The organism is Antarctobacter sp., assembly GCF_048262615.1.
Lineage (GTDB): Bacteria > Pseudomonadota > Alphaproteobacteria > Rhodobacterales > Rhodobacteraceae > Antarctobacter.
Map to the genome: position 1 here is coordinate 18,248 of NZ_JBLXFB010000033.1, position 21,167 is coordinate 39,414.

At 65.2% G+C, this 21,167-nt stretch carries 21 protein-coding genes; 8 read left to right on the forward strand and 13 right to left on the reverse strand.

The window, feature by feature from the left end; translation table 11 throughout:
* Window positions 1–3 precede the first annotated feature (3 nt).
* From ACN0S5_RS21550 to ACN0S5_RS21560, 3 genes are read left to right on the forward strand one after another with little or no spacing between them, the layout of a single operon-like run.
* Entirely contained in the window at window positions 4–1,503 is a 1,500-nt protein-coding gene (locus ACN0S5_RS21550; RefSeq protein WP_417211155.1) for a tripartite tricarboxylate transporter permease, read from the forward strand.
* Window positions 1,503–2,540 carry an amidohydrolase family protein gene (locus ACN0S5_RS21555; protein WP_417211156.1) on the forward strand — a complete coding sequence of 346 codons (1,038 nt, stop codon included), beginning with the start codon at window positions 1,503–1,505 and terminating at the stop codon, window positions 2,538–2,540. The genes ACN0S5_RS21550 and ACN0S5_RS21555 overlap by 1 nt, the downstream gene beginning before the upstream one ends.
* Complete coding sequence (locus ACN0S5_RS21560; protein ID WP_417211157.1) at window positions 2,537–3,481, forward strand: Bug family tripartite tricarboxylate transporter substrate binding protein; 945 nt, start codon at window positions 2,537–2,539, stop codon at window positions 3,479–3,481. The genes ACN0S5_RS21555 and ACN0S5_RS21560 overlap by 4 nt, the downstream gene beginning before the upstream one ends.
* A 142-nt stretch (window positions 3,482–3,623) precedes the next feature.
* On the opposite strand, the gene ACN0S5_RS21565 is transcribed toward ACN0S5_RS21560, so the two are convergent.
* From ACN0S5_RS21565 to ACN0S5_RS21620, 12 genes are all read right to left on the reverse strand, one after another.
* On the reverse strand, window positions 3,624–4,757 hold the full coding sequence (locus ACN0S5_RS21565) for an alpha-hydroxy acid oxidase (RefSeq protein ID WP_417211159.1): 1,134 nt from the start codon (window positions 4,755–4,757) through the stop codon (window positions 3,624–3,626).
* A complete protein-coding gene (locus tag ACN0S5_RS21570; protein WP_417211161.1) occupies window positions 4,757–5,527 on the reverse strand; it encodes an amidohydrolase family protein in 771 nt (256 codons plus the stop codon). Before ACN0S5_RS21570 ends, ACN0S5_RS21565 begins: the two co-directional genes overlap by 1 nt.
* Complete coding sequence (locus ACN0S5_RS21575) at window positions 5,524–6,999, reverse strand: tripartite tricarboxylate transporter permease (protein ID WP_417211164.1); 1,476 nt, start codon at window positions 6,997–6,999, stop codon at window positions 5,524–5,526. Before ACN0S5_RS21575 ends, ACN0S5_RS21570 begins: the two co-directional genes overlap by 4 nt.
* A 30-nt stretch (window positions 7,000–7,029) precedes the next feature.
* Complete coding sequence (locus tag ACN0S5_RS21580) at window positions 7,030–7,494, reverse strand: tripartite tricarboxylate transporter TctB family protein (protein WP_417211165.1); 465 nt, start codon at window positions 7,492–7,494, stop codon at window positions 7,030–7,032.
* The gene (locus ACN0S5_RS21585; protein ID WP_417211166.1) at window positions 7,491–8,441 is read right to left on the reverse strand and encodes a tripartite tricarboxylate transporter substrate binding protein; all 951 of its coding nucleotides are present in this window, start codon (window positions 8,439–8,441) and stop codon (window positions 7,491–7,493) included. Before ACN0S5_RS21585 ends, ACN0S5_RS21580 begins: the two co-directional genes overlap by 4 nt.
* A 493-nt stretch (window positions 8,442–8,934) precedes the next feature.
* Window positions 8,935–10,251, reverse strand: coding sequence for a TRAP transporter large permease (locus ACN0S5_RS21590; RefSeq protein ID WP_417211167.1), 1,317 nt, complete (start codon window positions 10,249–10,251; stop codon window positions 8,935–8,937).
* Window positions 10,248–10,799, reverse strand: coding sequence for a TRAP transporter small permease subunit (locus ACN0S5_RS21595; RefSeq protein WP_417211170.1), 552 nt, complete (start codon window positions 10,797–10,799; stop codon window positions 10,248–10,250). The genes ACN0S5_RS21590 and ACN0S5_RS21595 overlap by 4 nt, the downstream gene beginning before the upstream one ends.
* 58 nt (window positions 10,800–10,857) lie before the next feature.
* Complete coding sequence (locus tag ACN0S5_RS21600) at window positions 10,858–11,874, reverse strand: TRAP transporter substrate-binding protein (RefSeq protein ID WP_417211171.1); 1,017 nt, start codon at window positions 11,872–11,874, stop codon at window positions 10,858–10,860.
* Window positions 11,875–11,908: 34 nt separating this feature from the next.
* Window positions 11,909–12,952 carry an L-idonate 5-dehydrogenase gene (locus ACN0S5_RS21605; RefSeq protein WP_417211172.1) on the reverse strand — a complete coding sequence of 348 codons (1,044 nt, stop codon included), beginning with the start codon at window positions 12,950–12,952 and terminating at the stop codon, window positions 11,909–11,911.
* A complete protein-coding gene (locus ACN0S5_RS21610) occupies window positions 12,949–13,917 on the reverse strand; it encodes a 2-hydroxyacid dehydrogenase (protein ID WP_417211173.1) in 969 nt (322 codons plus the stop codon). Before ACN0S5_RS21610 ends, ACN0S5_RS21605 begins: the two co-directional genes overlap by 4 nt.
* A 3-nt stretch (window positions 13,918–13,920) precedes the next feature.
* On the reverse strand, window positions 13,921–14,688 hold the full coding sequence (locus tag ACN0S5_RS21615; RefSeq protein ID WP_417211174.1) for an SDR family oxidoreductase: 768 nt from the start codon (window positions 14,686–14,688) through the stop codon (window positions 13,921–13,923).
* Entirely contained in the window at window positions 14,685–15,881 is a 1,197-nt protein-coding gene (locus ACN0S5_RS21620; protein ID WP_417211177.1) for a mandelate racemase/muconate lactonizing enzyme family protein, read from the reverse strand. The genes ACN0S5_RS21615 and ACN0S5_RS21620 overlap by 4 nt, the downstream gene beginning before the upstream one ends.
* Window positions 15,882–16,080: 199 nt before the next feature.
* On the opposite strand from ACN0S5_RS21620, the gene ACN0S5_RS21625 reads away from it, so the two are divergent.
* Window positions 16,081–16,791 carry a FadR/GntR family transcriptional regulator gene (locus ACN0S5_RS21625; protein ID WP_417211178.1) on the forward strand — a complete coding sequence of 237 codons (711 nt, stop codon included), beginning with the start codon at window positions 16,081–16,083 and terminating at the stop codon, window positions 16,789–16,791.
* A 188-nt stretch (window positions 16,792–16,979) separates the two neighbouring features.
* Here the strand turns inward: ACN0S5_RS21625 and ACN0S5_RS21630 are convergent, their stop codons facing one another.
* A complete protein-coding gene (locus ACN0S5_RS21630) occupies window positions 16,980–17,723 on the reverse strand; it encodes a FadR/GntR family transcriptional regulator (protein WP_417211180.1) in 744 nt (247 codons plus the stop codon).
* Window positions 17,724–17,795: 72 nt separating this feature from the next.
* On the opposite strand from ACN0S5_RS21630, the gene ACN0S5_RS21635 reads away from it, so the two are divergent.
* The 4 genes from ACN0S5_RS21635 to ACN0S5_RS21650 form a co-directional block, all read left to right on the forward strand.
* Window positions 17,796–18,548, forward strand: coding sequence for a DUF2182 domain-containing protein (locus tag ACN0S5_RS21635; protein WP_417211181.1), 753 nt, complete (start codon window positions 17,796–17,798; stop codon window positions 18,546–18,548).
* A 44-nt stretch (window positions 18,549–18,592) separates the two neighbouring features.
* On the forward strand, window positions 18,593–19,222 hold the full coding sequence (locus ACN0S5_RS21640; RefSeq protein ID WP_417211183.1) for a DUF1326 domain-containing protein: 630 nt from the start codon (window positions 18,593–18,595) through the stop codon (window positions 19,220–19,222).
* 34 nt (window positions 19,223–19,256) lie between these two features.
* Window positions 19,257–20,360 (forward strand): dimethylsulfoniopropionate demethylase, encoded by a 1,104-nt coding sequence (locus ACN0S5_RS21645; RefSeq protein WP_417211184.1) that lies wholly within the window; start codon window positions 19,257–19,259, stop codon window positions 20,358–20,360.
* Window positions 20,361–20,370: 10 nt separating this feature from the next.
* On the forward strand, window positions 20,371–21,167 hold a 797-nt coding region (locus ACN0S5_RS21650; protein ID WP_417211185.1), incomplete at its 3' end, for an acryloyl-CoA reductase.

Consider the following 21,167-nt stretch of genomic DNA (forward strand, 5'->3'; position numbering starts at 1 on the left):
AACATGTATGCCGATCTTCTCCACGCTTTGCCGAACGTCTTTGCCCTGACAAACTTTGCCGCCGTGATCATCGGCGTGATTGCGGGCATCGTCGTCGGTGCCATGCCGGGCCTGTCGGCCACCATGGCCATCTCTGTCCTTGTCCCGTTCACCTTCGGCCTTGAACCGCTTGTCGCGCTCGGCCTCATGGCGGGTATCTACAACGGCGCGATGTATGGCGGCGCGATCCCCGCCGTGCTGCTGCGCATTCCCGGCACACCCGCCGCCGTGGCGACCACCTTTGACGGCTACCCGATGGCGCAGAAAGGCGAGGGCGGCTTTGCGTTGCAGGTCGCCGTGGTGTCCTCGGCCATTGGCGGCATCGCCTCGGCCTTTGCGCTGATGCTGCTGGCGCCGCCGCTGTCCAAGGTGACGCTGCTGTTCGGCCCGTCCGAGGTGTTCTGGGTCGCGGTCTTTGGCCTTGCCTCGATCATCTTCCTGCTGGGCGGCAACCCGATCAAGGGCCTGATCTCTGCCTGTTTCGGCGTGTTTGTGTCGGTCATCGGCTCGGACCCGATCTATGGCAATGACCGGTTCACCTTTGGCCAGCTGGAAATGCTGGACGGCATCAATATCGTGATCCTGCTGGTTGGCCTCTATGCCCTGCCGCCGGTGATCGACCTGCTGGAAACGCCGCTGAAAACCGATGGCGTGACCAGTTCCAAGCTGGGCACCGTGTCGATCTGGAAGGCGCTCCCAAGGATGAAAGGGTTCTGGAAAACCTGGCTGCGCGGGTCTTTCATCGGCATCTGGATCGGCATTCTGCCCGGCGCGGGCGGGTCGATGGCGGCCTTTATTTCCTACAACGAGGCGCGCCGCTCGTCGAAAACCCCCGAGACATGGGGGGAGGGCGAACCCGAGGGCGTCGCCGCCGCCGAGGTCGCCAACAATGCCGATACCGCCTCTGCGCTGATCCCCGCGCTGACGCTGGGCATCCCCGGCACCGCCGTGGCGGCGGTCATGCTGGGGGGCCTGCTGGTGCACGGCTTGCAGCCCGGTCCGATGCTGTTCCGCGACAACCCGGACGTGGTGTTTGGCTTTATGTGGCAGTTCCTGTTCGGGGCCATCCTGCTGGTGCTGCTGGGCGGGTCTTTGGCGACCAACTCGTTCGCGCGCCTGCTGAACCTGCCGCGTCCGCTGTTGGGATCGGTGATCATCGTGCTCATGCTGATCGGCGTCTATTCGATCCATGGCCGCATGTTCGACGTCTACCTGATGCTGGGCTTCGGCGCGATCGGCTGGGTGATGGACCGGCTGAAGTTCCCGCTGCCGCCGGTGGTGCTGGGCCTGATCCTTGGTGGCTTTGCCGAGGAAAACCTGCGCCTTGCCCTGCGGATCGGACGCGGCGATCCGATGGTCCTGTTCCAGAACACCACAAGCCTGATCCTTGTCGCGATGACCATCGCCGTGGTGGTGGGGCCGACGCTCAAGAAGCGGTACTTCGACAACCGCAAAGCGGCCTGATGGCAAGCCCGCACCATACGGTTCGCGAAGACTGGCTCGCCCTGACGCAGGAAGATGTTCTTGCGGCAGGGCAGCCGATCCTCGATGCCCACCACCACCTCTGGGACCGCCCCGAGGGCCGTTATCGGTCCGAGGAACTGCTGGCGGATCTGGGCGCGGGCCATGACGTGCGGGCGAGCCTTTATGTCCAGTGCCGCACCGGGTACCGCAACCAGGGCCCCGAGGCGCTGCGCCCGGTGGGCGAGGTCGAGACGGTGCTGGACTGGATGCAGGGGCACGATCACCTGCCGGCGGGGATTGTCGCAATGGCCGATCTGCAACTGGGCGATCAAGTGCGCCCGGTGCTGGAGGCCATGACAGAGGCGGGGCAGGGGCGTCTGAAAGGCATCCGCAACACCACCGCATGGCACGCCGACCCTGCGGTGCGGTCGAACCCGATGCCGCCGCCCGAGGGCCTGATGCGCAGCGAGGCCTTCCGCGAAGGCGCGCGCGCTCTGGTCGCGCAGGGCCTGACGCTGGACGTCTGGGCCTACCAGACGCAACTGGATGAGGTCCGCGCGCTGGCCGAAGCGGTGCCCGACCTGACGGTGATTGTCGACCATTGCGGCGGTCCGCTGGGAGTTGGCCCGCATGACCGGCACGATCCGGAAAATTTCCGCGCGTGGCGCGACGCGTTGGCCCCGGTCGCCGCATGTTGCAACACGCGTATCAAGATCGGCGGTTTCGGACTGGGTGTTTTCGGCTGGCGCTACGCGGACGCGGCCCGGCCGCCGCAATCCACCCGTCTGGCCGACGACTGGCGCCCCTGGATCGAGACCTGTCTGGATCTGTTCGGCCCGGATCGCGCCATGTTCGAAAGCAACTTTCCCGTGGACAAGGGGCAGGTTGGCTACCGGACGCTGTGGAACACCTTCAAACGCCTTGCCGCACCGGCCAGCGCGCACGAGCAAAACGCCCTGTTCTGGCGCACCGCCGCGCAGACCTACGGCATCGATCAACAGATTTTCGCATGTGACTATGGGAGGACTCCGTCATGAAACGAACCCTTGCCGCGCTGATCGCGCTTGGCCTGTCGGCCACCGCCGCGCTGGCCGACTATCCGGAAAAACCGGTTCAGGTTGTCGTCGGTTATTCCGCTGGTGGCGGCACGGATGTGATGGCGCGCACCGTGGCGCAATTTCTGGAACGCGAACTGGGGGCGGGCGCGTCCGTCGTGGTCAAGAACATGCCCGGTGCCGGTGGTCAGATCGGCTTTACCGAAGTGGCCAGGGCCGCGCCGGATGGCTACACGCTGGGCACGTTCAACCTGCCCGCGGCGCTGGCGCTGACCCATGACCGCGAAGCAGATTACGACGTGAACAGCTATACGTACCTCGCGAATTTCGTCGAAGATCCGAACACCATCACCGTCGCGGCCTCTTCGCCGTTCCAGACCCTGGATGAGCTGCTGACTGCGGCAAGAACCGATCCGGGCGCGATCACGGTCGGCCTGTCCAGCCTTGGCGGCAACGACCATTTCAGCGCCAACATGATGGCGGTGGCCTCGGGCGCGGACTTTACTCTGGTTCCGTTCAAGGGCGCCTCAAGCGCGCGCACCGCGATCATGGGCGGCCATGTCGCGGCGGGCACCATGACGCTGGGCCAGACCACCAGTTTCCCCGATGAGCTGCGGGTTCTGGCGGTCCTGAGCGACAAGCGTTCGCCATTCCGGCCCGATGTGCCGACGGCAAAGGAGCTTGGCTTTGACGTGCAGATGTCATCCCTGCGCGGGATCGTGGCACCTGCCGGTCTGGACCCCGCCCTCGCCGAACACCTGCGGGCCGCGCTGACAGCCGTGAACGACAACCCCGAGTTTCAGGCGATGATGGCCGAACAGGGCAACCCGATTGCCTTCATGGTTGGGGACGATTTCGCCGCGATTGCCGCCGCGCAGGACGCGATTGCCGCCAAGATCTGGGAAGAGACCCCTTGGAAGTGACCTGTTGGCCGGGCGGTTGCGCCCGGCCTGACCTGACATCCCGGCACGGCGCTGCGGCTGATGGCCGGACCTGTTCGTCCGCGTCCGTGGCGGTCAAGGGCATGCGCCGTGTCATCCAGCACTTGGCCACTGACAGCGCGGTCTAGACGCGGTGGAGGATCTCGGGGCCGATTTCGGACAGGGACCGCAGCCCGAGCAGGCCAAGGTTGCGGTGAACTTCGGAGCGCAGAATCTCTGCCGCCATGGCGACCGCCGGTTCGCGGCCCAACGTGGCGGCGTACAGGAACGGACGCCCGACAAAGACCATGTCCGCCCCCAAAGCCAGCGCCTTGATCACATCTGTTCCACGTCGGATGCCGCCGTCGATCATCAGCGCCATGTCCTGCGCCTGACGGCGGGCTTCGGGCAGCACACGCAGCGGCGAAATCGCATGGTCCAGTTGCCGCCCGCCGTGGTTTGACAGGATCACCCCGTCACAGCCCGCCGCGCGGGCGCGCGCCACGTCGTCGGGATGGACGACGCCTTTCAGCACCAGCTTGCCCGGCCATAGATCCCGCATCAGCGAAAGATGGCGCCAGCTCAGGTGGTCCTTGCGCCCAAAATCCCGCGCCGCCTGTTTCGAGATGATCGGCGCGCCGCGCGTGGCGAAGGAGTTCTCGAAATGCGGCATGCCCTGCATCAGGGTGGGCAGGAACGTGCCCAGCACCCAGCGCGGCCGGATCGCGAAATCCCACAGCAGACGCGGTGTGATCCGGAGCGGGGTCGAGAATCCGGCGCGCAGATTGTTCTCGCGGTTTGCCAAAACGGCGGTGTCGGCGGTCAGCACCAGCGTCCTGAACCCGGCGTGCCGCACACGGGTGAGCAGGGCGCGGATGCGTTCGTCTTCGCCGGGCAGATAGGCCTGAAACCAAGAGTCCGGATTGGCGTCGATCACGCGCTCCATCGGGGTCAGGGACGACCCGCTGAGGACAAAGGGAATGCCCACAGTCGCCGCCGCACGGGCCAGAGCGATGTCGCCGTCGCGCGCCATCAGCGCGGAAATCCCCATGGGCGCGATACCGAAAGGCGCGGTGTAGTCATCGCCCAGCAAGGTGGTTGCGGCGGTTCGACCTTCGACCCCGCGCAGGACCGTTGGCACCAGCCGCCAGGCGTCCAAGGCGGTGCGATTGTCCTTTTGGGCGGTGCCCGTCTCGGCGGCCCCGGATATGTAGCCGAAAAGGGGCCGTGGCAGGCGGCGACGGGCCGCGGGTTCGAAATCGTCCAGCGTGAGCAACATCAGAAACCGTAGAGCCGTTGGGGATTGTCCCACATGCAACGGCGGAACGTCCGTGAGTCGAGCGCGTCGCGGCACAGATCCAGCATCGGCGGGATCTCGGGCACCGGCGCGGGGGTCATGACATGCGGCCAGTCGCTGCCCCAGATGATCTGCTCGGGGAATGCCGCGCCGATCCGGGCGATCAACCCTGTCAGATCCGCATACCGCCCGATGTCGTTGCTGACCCGCGTCGGCGAAAGCTTGACCCAGACGCGGTCACTGTCCAACAGACGCCACAGCGCGTCCGGGGCCATGGGGTCGACGTGACCGATATGGTCGAGGATCAGCCGTAGACCCTCGGGCAGGGTCGGCAGCATCTTGGCGATCCGGTCAAAGCTTTGCGGTTCCGTGTTCAGTTCGATGTGCCAGCCAACATCGGCCACCGTGCGCGCGATGTCCGGCAAGGTCGCCAGCGCGCTGTCACCCAGACGCGCGCGGTCCTGTATGCGGGTTGCCCGAATACCGGCTGCATGCAACGAGGTCAGGTCGGCGGTGTCCGGGTCGATCATCGCCACGCCGCGCAGGGCGACGGGGCCATCGGCATTCAGGACCGTGACCAGTCGGCTGTTGTCCGTGCCGTCGACAGAGGCCTGAACCACCACCGCGCGCCGAACCCCCAGCGGCGCGGCTTCGGCCATGAAGTCGTGAATGTCGCGCGCCGGGGGCACATAGGCCCCGGTTTGAGGGCCAGAGGTTCTGGCAAAGGAATGCAGGTGGCAATCGGTGATCATGTCCGCATCTTCCGCAGGGTGAGGGTCAGGCTGATGACAAGGGACAGCACGATCAAGACGGCCAGCCCGACGGTGATGGGAGACCCGGCAAAGATCCCGTAGCCGCCACCGGAAGTCAGCAAGGCCTGACGCAAACTTTGTTCAAGCGGCGCGCCGAGGATCAGCCCGATCAGCAGCGGCGGCAGGGGCAAGTTGCTTTTGCGGAACAGAAAGCCCAGCCCGCCGGCTCCCAGCATCACCCAGACATCGAACAGGCTGTTGTTGACGGAATATGCGCCAAAGACCGCAAGAATGGTGATCGCGGGCAGCAGGTGGCGCGGCTGGATGCGCGTGACGTGGATCGCCACGCGGAAGAACAGCAGGCCAAGGATCACGGTGGGGATCGACGACAGCAACAGGGCTTCGAAGATCGCATAGACTTCGAGCCCGTGATCGCGGAACAGGAACGGCCCCGGTGCCAGCCCGTGCAACATGAACGCACCAAGGATCACCGCCGTCACCGCGTCGCCGGGGATGCCCAGGGCCAGCGTCGGCACCAGCGCGCCGCCTGTGACGGCGTTGTTGGCGGCCTCGGGGGCGGCGACGCCCTCGGGCGCGCCTTGGCCGAACCGGTCCGCCTCCGGGGAGCGCGCACGCGCGAGGTTGTAGCTGATGAAGGCGGGAACGGTGGACCCGATGCCCGGCAGGATGCCGACAAAGGTGCCGACGACAGACGATACCAACAGCGTCGCGCGCATCCGCCACAGCTCTACGAACCGGACGACAGAACTTTGCAGCGGCGGCATGGCGGTATCCCTGACCAGCGGCTCTCGGTCGAAGGCCTGCAAGAGGACTTCGGACATGGCAAAGAGGCCGATCAGCACCGGTATCAACTGAAAGCCGTTTTCGAAGGCAAAGGAGCCAAAGGTGAAACGCGGCGTGCCGCTGATCGGGTCGAGGCCGACACTGCCCGCGCAGGCCCCGATCAGCACCATGATAAGGGCGTCCAGTCTGGACCCGCCGCCGAACAGGACAATCACCAGCAGGGCGAAGAGCATCAGCATGGTCATTTCCGCCGGGCCGAAATCGAGCGCGAACCGCGCAAGCGGCTCGGCCAGAGCCATCAGGACGAGGCAACTGAACACATTGCCAAAGACGCTGGCATATAACGCGAACCGCAGCGCCCGTCCGCCCTCGCCGCGCCGGGCCATGGCAAACCCGTCGATGGCGGTCGCCGCGGATGAGGGCGTGCCGGGGACGTTCAACAGCACCGCCGAGATGGATCCGCCAAAGATCGCGCCTTGGTAGACGCCCAGCAAAAGGATGATCGCCGGGATCGGCGCCATGGTGAAGGTGACAGGGATCAGCAAGGCAATGGCCATGGTCGGGCCAAGGCCGGGAATCGCACCGATGATGATACCGGAGACGATCCCGATCAGGGCCGCCGCCACCACCCAGAGGTCCAGCAATTCAACAAAAGCATCGACTAACACGTCAGGCGCTCCATAAAAGCTTGAAGGGTGTCAAGGCAGCGGGATGTTCAGCCCGTGCCGACCACCGTAGGCGACGATGGCCGCGACGATCACAGGCAGGCAAAGCATCAGCGGACGACGCTCGCCAAGGACAAGCGCCACAACGATCCCGGCACCCGCCGCCCCGGCAAAAAAGCCGAATTGCGGCATCGCCAGCAGAGCGGCGCCGGTGCAGGCCGTGACGGCCAGCACCCGGCCAAGGCGACGCGGGGGCTGAAGAGGGGTGTCTTGCGTCCTCAGGCGCATCACCAGCCGCAGCGCCACTGTGCCCGCCAGCAGCCACAGCGCCGCTCGGGGAAAGCTGCGCGCGTCCGGTCCGGCATCGCCAAACCCGAAAACCTCGATCTGGCTGTCCAGAAGGTAAAGGGCGCTGAGCGCCGCCGCCAGAATCAGGCTGCCCGTCACCGAGAAAAAGCCGGGGCGCGCCCATCCGCCCCGGTGTCTGTCCGTGCTCAATTGCCAAGATCCTTGGCGATTTCACGGTAGGCGGTGAGGTTGTCCGCAATGGTTTTCGCCAGTTCCTTGCCGGACATGATCCGCACCGGCTGGCTGAGATCGGTCATGAATGTCCTGAACGCGTCGGACGAGGCAACCTCGGTGAAGGCGGCTTCGAGCTTGGCAAGGATCGCCGGATCGGTGCCATCCGGGGCCATGATGCCGACGATCGAGGGGAATTCAGCGCCAAGGCCGGCCTCTTTCAATGTCGGCACATCGGGGAAATCCGGGTCTTTGGTGCCATCCAGCACACCCAGCAGGCGCAGTTGACCGTCTTTCACAAGGTCCCGGTAGGCCGGAACCAGCGCCGCGTTCACATGGCCGCCCAGAACCGCCGCCGTGGCCTTGGCCGCGCCGTCGAACGGAACGTGCTGCAACTTGGCGCCGGTTTCCTTGGCGACAGAGGCAAAGGCCAGGTGCGCGCCACCCATGGCCCCGGCGGTGCCATAGGTCACGGCGCCGGACTTGGCGCCTGCAATCAGGTCGTCGAGCGTCTGGAAGGGAGAGGCTGCCGGCACCACAATGCCGTGGTACGGTCCCGAATAATTGAGGATCGGGGTGAAATCCTCAAGCGTGTTGTAGCCCACATTGCGCAACGCCGGGGTCACGAAGGACGGCGAGGATGTGGTTGCGATCAGGGTGTAGCCATCCGGTTCGGCGGCGGCCACGGCGCGCATGGCATTGGTGCCGCTGGCACCGGGCTGGTTTTCCACGACAATGGACTGGCCAAGGATCTTTTCCGCCATGGTCGCGATCTGACGCGCTGAAATGTCGGTTGTCCCGCCGGCACCGTAGGGCACGACAATCTTGATCGGACGGTTCGGATAGTCGGTCTGCGCAGGAGCGGCAGCAGGCAAAAGCGCCATACCGACCATAAGTGCCAGACTCGCGCGGCGAGTGAATGTCATGATATCCTCCCATTGGTCTCATGAATACCAGCCGTGGCCGAACCGTAGACCGTCTACGGCACAAGACAATTTGCAACCCAGCGCAAATTCGAACCTCGTCCGGTTCCGGGACTATTACATTGATGAAATCTTCATAGAAGCGCGAAATTTTAATGAATAGGTGAAGGAAGATTTCATTTGTGTGTAGGAATGAGGCACGCGTCGTTCTGGCAACGGGGCCTTGCGGCGATCTCTTTGCGGTTGATTTAGCCTGCGCAAGTCTCTGAAAATGCGGCGCGAAAAGGCTCACTCCCGCAGGGAAAAGGGTGGGCGTCTGGGGGTGAGCCGCGTGGCCCGCTGTAATTGCGCTGATAATTCGTTTTATGTAATTTATATAACGGCGCGCGCGGGTCTTCCCCCAGTTCCGCGCGTCCGGCAAGTCTTATTGGGGGGCGTCGACCGGGCCTGAGACGCGGCGGCGCTTGGCCGCCGCGTTCAAACCGTGTCCCGGCTGTCACCGCCCGGTGATGCCCGGAAAGGCGACCAGCAGGCCTACCGCGAGGATTTGCAGCGCGATGAAGGGCAGCAGCGCGCGAAAGATCTCGCCCAGAGAGATGTCCGGCGGCGCCACGGATTTCAGGTAGAAGGCCGCCGGGCCGAAGGGCGGCGACAGGAACGACACCTGCATGTTCATCGCGAACAGCACACCGAACCAGACCGGGTCAAGGCCGAGCGTCTTGATGATCGGCACAAAGATCGGCATCGTCAGCAGCGCGATCCCGACCCAGTCGAGGAAGGCCCCCAGAACAAACAGGATCGCCATCATCACCAGCACGATGACGGTCGGGTTGTCGGAAATCCCGGTCATCAGCTCCGAGATGAAGCGGATGCCGCCCATCAGGTTGTAAACCCCCACAAGCGCCGTCGCCCCGATGCCGATCCAGACGATCATGCCCACGGTGGCCAGCGTCTGCATGGCGCTGTCGCGCAGCATGGCGAACGAGAATTCGCCCCGCAGCACCGTCGACAGCAGCACGCCGCCAACCCCCACGGCAGAGGCCTCGGTCACCGAGGCGATCCCGGCATAGATCGACCCCAGAACAAAGAAGACGACCAGCAAGGGCAGGATCAGGCCCTTGAGCAGCTTGATCTTTTCGGCGCCGGGCATGGGCACCGGGTCGGGCGGGGGCGCGATGTTGGGATTGGTGTAGGCCCGCACCAGAATGTAGATCACGTAGAACATCGCCAGCATGAAACCGGGAATGAAGGCGGCGGTGAACAGATCCCCGATCGAGACGTTCGCCGTCAGCCCGTAGATGATCAGCACGATCGACGGCGGCACCATTGTCCCCAGCGACCCGCCGGCACAGACCACGCCGATGGCCAGCTTGCGGTCATAGCCCTGACGCAGCATCTGCGGCAGCGCGATCAGGCCCAGCAGGACGATTTCGCCGCCGATGATCCCGGACATGGCGGCCAGCACCACCGCAACAAAGATCGTCTGCACCGCCACACCGCCGCGCAGGCGGCCGCCGATCAGCTTCATCGCGTCGAACAGGTCACGCGCGATGCCGGATCGGTCCAGCAGCGCGGCCATCAGCACGAACATCGGCACGGAGACGAAAACAAAGCTTTCGACAAAGGTATAGATGCGCGAGGTGATGATCGGCACCGCCATGGTGCCATAGCCCGCCAGTGCAAACACCAGCGCCACCAGCAGCGTGACAAAGGCCAGCGGCATTCCGGTCAGCAACAGCATGACCATCAGGCCGAACATCCACAGGGTCAGCGGCCCGATGCCGATGGCGGCGAAATCGAGAAGGGCACTCATGCGTCGGTCTCCGGGGCGCTGTCCACGGGGGCGCGCAGGTAATTGATGGCGAGGATCAGGAACTGGACCGCCATCAGGATGAGGATGAGCAGCAGGAACCCCTTGACCAGCGCGGGGGTCGGCGGGTTCCAGGCGGAACCGGAGGTTTCCATGCGAAAGCTGCCGGTGGGCGTCCAGAATGCCTTGGACACCATGATCCAGCAGGCAAAGGCGAAAAAGACCGAGGCGATCAGGGACAGGATCGACAGGGCGACGTTCAGCCAGCGTTTGGCGCGCGGGCCGATGGCGTCATAGATCAGAACGACGCGGATATGGGTGTTGCGCGCCACGCAGAACAGCCCGCCATACAGGAAGGCGAGGCCACACAGGAAGGTCGTGGTTTCATGCGCCCAGAGCGTCGGGCTGTTGAAGACATATCGCAGAAAGACCTCAAGCAGCAGGATGCCTGCGGCCAGAACGATGCCCGCAGCGAACACATATCCGCCCCTGTCGATGATCCGTCCCAGACGGCCCGCCTCTGGTGCCGCGCGCTTGGCCATGTCGCTCATCTCTGTCCTCCCTCCACAAAGGTCGCGGGGCAGGCAGAGACGCCTGCCCCGGTCCGGTTCACTTGATCAAGCCTTTGGATTCCAGGTAGGCGTTCAGGCCGTCATAGACCTTTTGCGCCATCTCGGACTGGCTGGCGAGCTTCTCCCATTCGCCGCGTGCGATGCCGCGGAACTTGGCGCGCTCTTCGGCGGGCCAGTCGTGGACGGTCACTGCGCCCGAGGCTATCGCCGCCTCGACCGCTGCAAGGTCCCGCTCTTTCAGGGCGTTGATCTGGGTCTGCTGGAACTCCTTCACCGAGGCCTTGAACATCTCCTGAACCTCGGCGGGCAGCGCATCCCACTTGGCCTTGTTCATCGACACCTCGACCAGCGGCAGCGAGTGGAAGCCCGGATAAACCGGGTGCTTGGCCACGTCGTTCATGCCGACTTCCTGATTCACGGAAAAGACCGAATAGTCGGCCGCGTCGATCACGCCCTTGTCGAGCGAGGTATAGACCTCGGAGGCGGGCAGGTTGACCGGGGCGGCGCCCGCCGCGCGAAAGACGTTGGCGATCAGGCCTTCGGGGTTGCGCACCTTGAGCCCCTTGAGATCGGCCACGCCTTCCAGCGGCACCTTGGACACAAAGGCTTCGAGGCCGGGGGTCGACACGCCGATGAATTCCAGCCCGTAGGGGTTCAGAAGCTCGTTCATCAGCTTGGCCCCGCCGCCGTTCTCGACAAAGTCGATCATCTCGGACGGGTCCGACCATGCGCCCACCGGGTTCGCGATCAGGCCAAAGGCCGGGTCCTTGCCCGCGAAATAGGACGTATCGGTGATATGGCCGTCAATGATGCCCGCGCCCACCGCGTCCTGGGTTTCCTTGTAGTCGACGATCGAGCCGACGGGCAGCAGTTCGACGACGACATTGCCCCCCGACATTTCCTTGAGCGTTTCGGTCCAGCCCTGCTGGAACTCGAAGTTGGGATTGCCCGCCGGATCGGAGGACTGAAAGCGAAAGCTGTAGTCCTGCGCGTTGGCGGCCATGGCGGACAGGCCAAGGGCCAGCGCGCTGGTGAGCAGGGTCTTGAAAGTCATTGGGGTCTCCTCCCTCTGGGTTGATCTCGGCGTATCAGACGCCCGAGAAACGGATTTGCACCTTCATGGCGCGGGACTTGTCCGCGGCCAGGTCAAAGGCCGCGATGGCGTCATCGGCGTCATGGACGCCGGTCAACAGCGGGGCGAGGTCGATGCGCCCCTCGGAAATGACCCGCGCCGCGGTGGCGAATTCCTCGTGGAACCGGAACGCGCCGCGCAGGGTCAGCTCCTTGGCCACGGTCAGTTGCAGCGGCAGCGGGGCATCGCCGCCCATGCCGACAAGGATCACCGTGCCGCCCGCCCGCGTGGCGGTCAGAAGCCCGCCAAGCGCCTGCGGCGCGCCGGAACATTCGAAACCGACGTCGATCTGGCCCTTGTCGGTCTGCCACGGCTCCAGCGCGCCGGGCGCGGAGGCCAGGTTGATCGTCTCGTCCGCCCCCATCGCGCGGGCCACCCCAAGCGGCGTGTCCGAGATGTCAGCGGCGACGATCCGCGTCGCCCCGGCCAGCCGCGCGGCGGCAATCGTCAGGCAGCCGATAGGTCCGCAGCCCGCCACAAGCACCGTTTTGCCGACCAGCGACCCGGCCTGCCGCACCGCGTGCAGGCAGACGGCCAGCGGTTCGGTCATCGCGGCAAAGGCCAGGTCCGCATCCGGCGCGAACCGTTCGACCAGCGACGCGGGCAGCGTCAGGGCCTCGCGGAACAGGCCCTGTTCGTGCGGCATCCGCATGGCCGAGCCGTTGAAACGCATGTCGAGGCATTGGTTCGGCTGGCCGCGCAGGCAGTATGCGCAGCGGGTACAGGGGCGCGAGGGGTTCACGGCCACCTTGTCACCGACAGCCAGACCCGCGACCCCGTCACCCACGGCGGCAATCACCCCCGAAACCTCGTGCCCGAGGGCCAACGGTTCCCGAAGGCGGATCGCACCAAACCCGCCGTGCAGGTAGTAGTGCAGGTCCGACCCGCAGATACCGCCATTGACGACACGCACCTGCACCTCGCCCGGACCGGGCTGTGCCGCCGGTTCGATCGTCTCGACGCGCAGATCGCGTTCCGCATGGAGGACCACAGCCTTCATGATCGCGGCTCCCTGAGAAGATTGAGCAATGCCGCGCCCCGCGCCAGCCGATTTGTGTTCTCCGCCACGGTGGCGGTCCGGCGCGCGATGGTGCCGGTGGTCCAGCCCGACATATGCGGGGTGATCGTGACGTTCGGCAGAGCGCCGAACGGATGTTTTGACGGCTGCGGTGTCGGATCGTCCTGCGACGGGTAGACGTACCACGTATCCAGTACGGCGTTCAGACGCCCGTCCTTCAGCGCGGCAAACAGCGCGTCCTCGTCGATGACCGGGCCGCGCCCGACGTTCATGATGACCGCGCCATCGGCCATCGCGGCCAGTTCGGCCGCGCCGATCAGGCTGGCGGTGCTGTCGGTCAGCGGCAGGGTGTTCAGGACGATATCGACTTGCCCCATCATTTCTGCCAAGGCGTCCAGCCCGTGCGCCGTGACCCGCGCATCCCCGACCGGCGAGCGGTTCGCCACATGCACCGTCATGCCAAAGGCCAGCGCGCGGTCCTTGACCGCCTTGCCGATATGGCCATGGCCGACGATGCCGATGCTCTGCTGGCCCAGCTCGGTCCGCAGCCCGTCCGGGCCGCCGGCCCAATAGTGCCAGTCGCCGCGCCGCAGCCGGGCATCCGCATCGGCCAGCGGCACATGCCGCGACAACAGCGCGGTCATCACGTATTCCGCGATGGCGGTTTCGTGGCCGAAGGCATTGCAGACGGCGCAGCCCGCAGGCAGCGCGTCCATGTCGACCTTGTCATAGCCCGCGGCGGGCAGTTGAAAGAGCCGCGCATTCCGCACGCCCGAGCCTGTGTAATGCACCCCGACGACCACGTCGGCCTCGGCCAGTGCCGCCGCCTCGCCCGGACCACGCGCCGCGTCCGAGATCACGATGATCTCGTGCGGCATGTCCAGAAGATCCGACAGGCCCGGCTCAAAAGTGGCGGCATTGGCGCCGTAAAAGACAATTTTCATCATGGGTTACAGCACCGAGATCATGCCGCCGTCGGCATAGATGATCTGCCCCGAGACATAGTTGGACGCATCCGAGGCGAGATAGATGCAGGTTCCGGCCAGTTCCTCCGGCAGGCCCCAGCGGCGCATCGGCGTGCGGCCTTTGACCCAGTTGTCGAACTCGGGGTTCGACAGCAGCGCCTCGTTCATGTCGGTGACCATGTAGCCCGGACCGATGGCATTGGCCTGAATGCCCAACTCGCCCCACTCGGCCGCCATCGCCTTGGTCAGCATCTTGATGCCGCCCTTGGCCACCGTGTAGGGGGCAACCGTGGCGCGGGCCAGTTCCGAGGTCAGCGAGCCGATGTTGATCACCTTGCCCCGGCCCCGCTTTGCCATCCGTTTCGCGGCTTCGCGGCCCACGACAAAGGCGGCGGTCAGGTTGATGTCGAGCACGCGACGCCAATCGGCGGTCTCCAGTTCCAGCATCGGCTTGCGGAACTGGATGCCGGCGTTGTTCACCAGAATGTCGACGGCGATGCCCTCGGCGTCCAGCGCCTCGAACGCCGCGACGATGGCCACCTCGTCCGCCACGTCAAAGGCCGCGGTCAGAACCTCGAACCCCTGCGCGCGCATCTCCTGCGCGGCGGCCTCCAGCCGGTCGGCATTCACACCGTTCAGGACGATGCGCGCGCCGGCCTGTGCCAGACCCTCGGCAAAGGCCCGGCCCAGACCCCGCGAAGAGCCGGTGATCAAGGCGGTTTTGCCGGTCAGATCGAAAAGGGGATGGCTCATGAAACCTCCGAGATGCGTGTTGTCAGATCGCCGCGGGCAAAGAAATCGGGGTGCAGTTCGGTGCCGAGGCCGGGGCCCTCCATCGGGTAGACGTAACCGTTCTCGATGCGCGGCACCTCTGTCACCAGTTCGCGATACCAGCCGTTGTAAAAGGCCCGCACCGATTCCTGGATCAGCGTGTTGGGCTGGCTGAACGACATGTGGATCGCGGCGGCAAAGCCCACCGGCCCGATGCAGTCATGCGGCGCGAAGGGGCGGTGATAGGTGTCCGCCATGGCAGCGATCTTGCGGCCCTCGGTCAGCCCGCCGGTCCAGCACAGGTCGGCCATGACCACATGCGCGGCGTCGCGGTCGAGATATTCCTTGTAAGCGAACCGCGACCCCAGCGTTTCCGACGCGCAGGTCCAGACAGAGGTGGAGGCCGCGAATTCCGCCAGCGCCTGCGCGTTGTTCATGCGGATCGGGTCTTCGTACCAGCGCGGGGCGTAGTCCTCCAGCACGCGGGCGATGTCCTTGGCCACCGGCAGGTTCCACAGGCAATGCAGTTCGACCATGATCTCCATCCGGTCGCCGACAGCCTTGCGGATCTGCTCAAACGGCTTCACCGCCGCCTTCATCTGGTCTGCGGTGATGAACATGCCCTTGTTTTCGATTGCGGGCGGATCGAAGGGCCAGATCTTCATCGCGGTGATGCCCTTGTCCAGAAGATCCTCGGCCAGCGCGCCCGCGTCGGTCATGAAGGCGTCAAGATCCTCGTATTGGCCTTCGTCGCGGTTCCATGTGTCGACCGGCTTGATCTTGTTGGTGCGCACATAACGGGTGCCGGCGCAGGTGTTGTAGACGCGGACCTTGTCCCACGACTGCCCGCCCAGCATCACGTGCACCGGCTGGCCCGCCACCTTGCCAAAGATGTCCCACAGCGCGATGTCGATGGCAGAGGCGGCGCGGTATTCCACACCCGTGCTGGCCTGCGCATTGGGCAGGCTGACCATTTCCTTGTGCAGCGCCTCGATGTTCAGCGGGTTCTGACCCAGCAGCCGCACGGCAAGCGTGTTGTGGATATGCGCCTCGCAGGCTTCGGCCCCGTAAAAGGTTTCGCCAAGGCCGGTGATCCCGGCATCGGTTTCCACGTGGACCCAAAGCACATTGGCGAATTCCTCCGCACGATAGGTGCGGATTGCGGTGATCTTCACGTCGGATGTCCTCCCTTCGCGCCCGGTCGGGCCGATAGCATTCGTCAGCGGGCACCCTATCGGGCAGGTTCCGGCGCAACAATATTTTATGACAATTACCGATTGATTGTCAGACAATAAAGGCGAAGAATGGCACCAGACGCTTGCGGCTGCCCCTGGCTGCAAGGAATCGCCCAAACCAAAGCGAAAGAGGCATGTCGTGACGACTCCCATATCCACCGGGCCGGGACTGGCCGAAATGGCCATGAAGGGCATCCGCGACCTGATCCGCGCTCAGGGGTTGCGACCGGGCGATCCGCTGCCGTCAGAGGCGGCACTTGCCGAGCATCTGGGTGTCTCGCGCCCGGTCACGCGCGAGGCGCTGCGCGGTCTGGCCACCTTGCGAATCCTCGACATCGGAGGGTCGCGCAAGGCGCGGGTGGCCCTGCCCGACGCCTCGGCCCTGAGCCTCGTGCTTGACCACGCGACCTATAGCCGGGGGCTGAGCATCCAGCAGGTGCTGGATGTGCGCAGGACGCTGGAAATGCGCACCGTTGGGCTGGCCGCGATGCGCCGCAGCGACGCCGAGGCGACGGACCTGCTGAACCTCACCGCCCGCATGTTCGCGGCGCTCGAAGGCGGCCACACCGAGCTGATGGAGCTGGACATCCGCTTTCATTCGCTCATCGCCAAGGCCTCCGGCAATCATCTCTATGCCATGCTGGTCGACAGCTTCTGGATCATCACTCGACAGACCTGGGCCATCGGGTGGCGCTCACGCGCGACCCACCAGAACCGCCGGGACAACATCAAGTGCCATGAACGCATCGCGACCGCGATCATGGCGCAGGACGCCAGCCGCGCCGAAGCCGCCATGTCCGAGCATTTCGACAGCGCGGTGAGCGTGCTGCTGCGCGCCGGAGTGACCTGAGGCGCGCCTCAGCGGAGGGAAAACCCGCCAGGCTAAGTCGCAAGACCTGCCGGGATGCATGATGGATAGAAATTCGGGTTTGCCGACAGTCCACCGGTCTTGGGCAGGAGGGCCGCCCGGTCGGACGTGGGGGCCGCGGGGCAAAATTTCCGATGGTCCGGAACCTGTCAAAACCGCCTTCGGCTCGGTCAGTGCCGCGCGCGCGCCCCGGTCCGCGAGGCGATGACCCCTTTGCCAAGCTCCAGGGTATAGCGTTCCAGATCCATCAGCACCCGGTCCGCCGCCGCCGCGTCGCGGGCCTCGATGGCGTCGGCCAGTTGCGTGTGCAGATCGACGATCTGCGCGCGGGACCGGGTGCCAAAGGTGATCATGTTCATCAGCGGCTGCATCGCCTCGACCGCCCCGGCCAGTTGATAGGACAGGATCGGGTTCGCCGCCGCGTCCACCAGCGCCCGGTGCAATGCCACGTCCGAGGCGCAGAACGCCTCATCGCTGAGCGCGGGCTGGGTCTGGCGGTGGATCTCGGCCCGCATGGTCGCCAGATCTTCGGCGCTGCGGCGGGCCGCCGCCAGCGCGGTGCAGGATTTCTCCAGCGCATAGCGCGCCTCGCAGGCGACGTCGAAATCGACCTCGTTGATGGTCAGCAGCAGGGTCGAGGTGCTGGCATGGGACACCTGCGCCTCTGGATAGGACAGCCGCCGGACAAAGGCCCCGCCAAAGGCCCCCCGTTCGGTGCGGATCAGCGATTGCGCCGCCAGCCGTTTCAGCGCCTCGCGCACCGTGGGCCGCGACACCTGAAACGTCTCGGCCAGATCCGATTCGGATGGCAAGCGGTCATCGGCAATCAACGCACCCGACAGAATCGCGTCCCGGATCGCCTTGGCAATCTGCGCGGGCAGGTCAGGGCGCTGCTTTTCTTTGCTTCTTTTCATTTGTCTTACATTTAATTGTCAGGCAGTTTAAGCGCAAGCCCCGGATCGGTGGTCGGGAAGAGGAGAGGCCCCTTGCTTGCACTGCGTATCAGATCGCTTCGCGGCGCGCACTGGCTGGCCTTTTTCGCGGGCCTTCTGGTGGCTTGGGGCCTGCTGTTCTGGATGGCGGTGCCCGGTGATCTGCGCACGCTAGAGGCGACCTATGGCGCCTCCTTTATCGAGGTTCTCTGTGGCGGGGCCTTCGGGGCCTCTGGTTTTGTCGCGGCCTTTGCCATGTGGGCGCTGATGGGCGCGGCGATGATGGCCCCCACCGCCCTGCCCGCGCTGGCCACCTATGACGACCTGTCCAATGTGGCGCAGACCGGCTTTGGCAAGCTCTTGGGCGGCTACCTGGCCGCGTGGCTGGGATTTTCGGCGCTGGCCGCCGGCGCGCAGGTCGCGCTGTTCCGGCTGGGGCTGGTCGGCGCGCTGGGGCAAAGCCTGTCGGTGCCGCTGACCATGGCGCTGCTGATCGGCGCGGGGGCGTACCAGTTCAGCGCCCTGAAAGACTCTTGCCTGTCGCGCTGCCGCGCGCCGCTGACCTTTTTCATGCAGCACTGGGACGAAGGCCCGTTCCGCAACGGGCTGCGTCTGGGTCTGGATTGCATCGGCTGTTGCTGGGCCCTGATGCTGCTGGGCTTTGTCGGCGGCACCATGAACCTTGCCTTCATGGGGGTGGCGATGCTGCTGATGACGCTGGAAAAATTGCCCGACCTCGGGCGCTATCTGACCAAACCGCTGGGCGCGGGGCTGATCGCCGCCGGGCTGGCGGTGCCGTTTTTCTGACCCCCGATTACCCCCCTGTTTCTCTAAGACCAAGGAGACCGCCGATGGCCCTCGACGCCACCACGATTCCCGACTGGACGCTCAAGGGAGAGCTGATCCTGAATTGCAACTGCACGGTGTTTTGCCCCTGCGTGGTCAGCCTTGGCAAACACCCCCCGACCGAGGGCTACTGTCAGGCCTGGGTCGGCATCCGCATCGACGAAGGGGCCTTTGGCGACACCGATCTGTCTGGCCTGAACGTGGGGATGATCATGGACATTCCCGGCAACATGGGGCGCGGCAACTGGAAGGCCGCCGCCTATATCGACGACACCGCCAGCGAGGCCGCCTTTGACGCGCTGGTCGCGATCTTCAGCGGCGCGGCACGCGGCACCACCGGCCTGTTCGGGATGCTGGTCAGCGAATTTCTGGGGGCCGAACGCGCCCCGGTCAGCTTTGAGACAGAGGGCAGCGCCCGCCGCCTGATGGTCGGCAAAAAGATCCAAGGCGAAATCGTGCCGGTGACCAATGCCAGCGGCAAGGAAACCGTGGTCAGCAACACCGACTACTGGATGGGATCGGACATCACCGTCGCCACCGCCACCAAGGGCCGCGTGCGCGCCCATGGCCGGGTCTGGGACTTTGACGGCCGCTCGGCCGAGATCTGCCAGATCGACTGGCGCGGCCCGCGCTGACCCCCCCATCATCACCGCCTTGGAGTAATGGCAGATGGCCCTTCTTTCCCCTTCCCGCCGCCTGCGGCGCACCCCCTTCTCTGACGGAGTCGAGGCGGCGGGCGTCAAGGCCTATACCGTCTATAACCACATGCTGCTGCCGACGATGTTCCGGTCCATTGAAGAGGATTACCGCCATCTCAAAAGCGCGGTGCAGATTTGGGACGTGGCCTGCGAACGGCAGGTCGAACTGCGCGGCCCCGATGCCGGGCGGCTGGTGCAGCTGCTGACGCCGCGAGACCTGCGGTCGATGTTGCCGGGACAGTGCTATTACATCCCCATCGTCGATGAGACCGGCGGGATGCTGAACGATCCGGTGGCGGTGAAACTGGCCGAGGACCGCTGGTGGATTTCCATTGCCGACAGCGATCTGCTGTTCTGGATCAAGGGGTTGGCCTTTGGCTATCGTCTTGACGTGCTGGTCGATGAACCGGACGTGTCGCCGCTGGCCATTCAGGGGCCAAAGGCGGATGATCTGATGGCGCGTGTCTTTGGCGACGTGGTGCGCGACATCCGGTTTTTCCGCTTCATGCATCTGGATTTTCAGGGCCGCGACATGGTGGTCGCGCGCTCTGGCTATTCCAAGCAAGGCGGGTTTGAAATCTACGTCGAGGGCGACGATATCGGTATGCCGCTGTGGCACGCCCTGATGGAGGCGGGCCGCGATCTGGACGTCCATGCGGGCTGTCCCAACCTGATCGAGCGGATCGAGGCGGGATTGCTGTCCTACGGCAACGACATGACCGACGACAACACGCCGCATGAATGCGGGTTGGGCCGGTTCTGCAACACCCAGACGGCGATCGGCTGCATCGGGCGGGACGCGCTGTTGCGGGTCGCCAAGGAAGGGCCGGTCAAACAGATCCGCGCCATCGCCATCGGCGGCGATCCGGTGCCGGGCTGTGACCGCTGGTGGCCGCTCAAGTCGGGGGACAAGACGGTGGGGCGCGTTTCCTCGGCGGCGTGGTCGCCGGATTTCAACACCAACGTCGCCATTGGCATGGTGCGCATGACCCATTGGGACGAGGGCAACACCCTGACGGTCGAGGCCCTGGATGGCGCGCGCCCCGCCACCGTTCACGAAAAATTCTGGTTATAGGAAAGACATGATGTTCAAGGCTCTGCTAGTTGAAAAGAACAAAGACGGGAAAACCTCTGCCTCTGTGCAAGAGATCCGTGAGGACCAGTTGCCCGAGGGCGATGTAACGGTCGCCGTCGAGTATTCGACCGTGAACTACAAGGACGGGCTGTGCATCGGGCCGGGCGGCGGTCTGGTGCGCACTTATCCGCATGTGCCCGGCATCGACTTTGCCGGTACGGTCGAGGCGTCCGACGACGACCGCTACAAACCCGGCGACAAGGTGGTGCTGACCGGCTGGCGCGTGGGTGAAAACCGCTGGGGCGGTTACGCGCAAAAGGCCCGCGTCAAGGCGGATATGCTGGTGCCGCTGCCCGAGGGGCTGACACCGCGACAGGCGATGGCCGTGGGCACCGCCGGTCTGACCGCGATGCTGGCGGTGATGGCGCTGGAGGATCAGGGGATCAAGGACGGGCCGGTGCTGGTCACGGGGGCGGCTGGTGGTGTCGGATCGGTCGCCACCGCGCTGCTGGCCAAGCTGGGGCACGAGGTTGCCGCCGTCACCGGACGCCCGGAGCAGGGCGACTATCTGCGCGGCCTTGGCGCGACGCAGATTGTCCCCCGCGAGGATCTGACCGAGGTGACCCGCAAACCGCTGGAGGCAGAGGTCTGGGGCGGTTGCGTCGATGCGGTGGCGGGCGCGATGCTGGGCCGGGTGCTGAAACAGATGCACTACGGCGCATCGGTCGCCGCCATCGGTCTGGCCGGGGGCGCTGTGATCGAGGGCGCGCTGATCACGCCGTTTATCCTGCGCGGCGTCAATCTGCT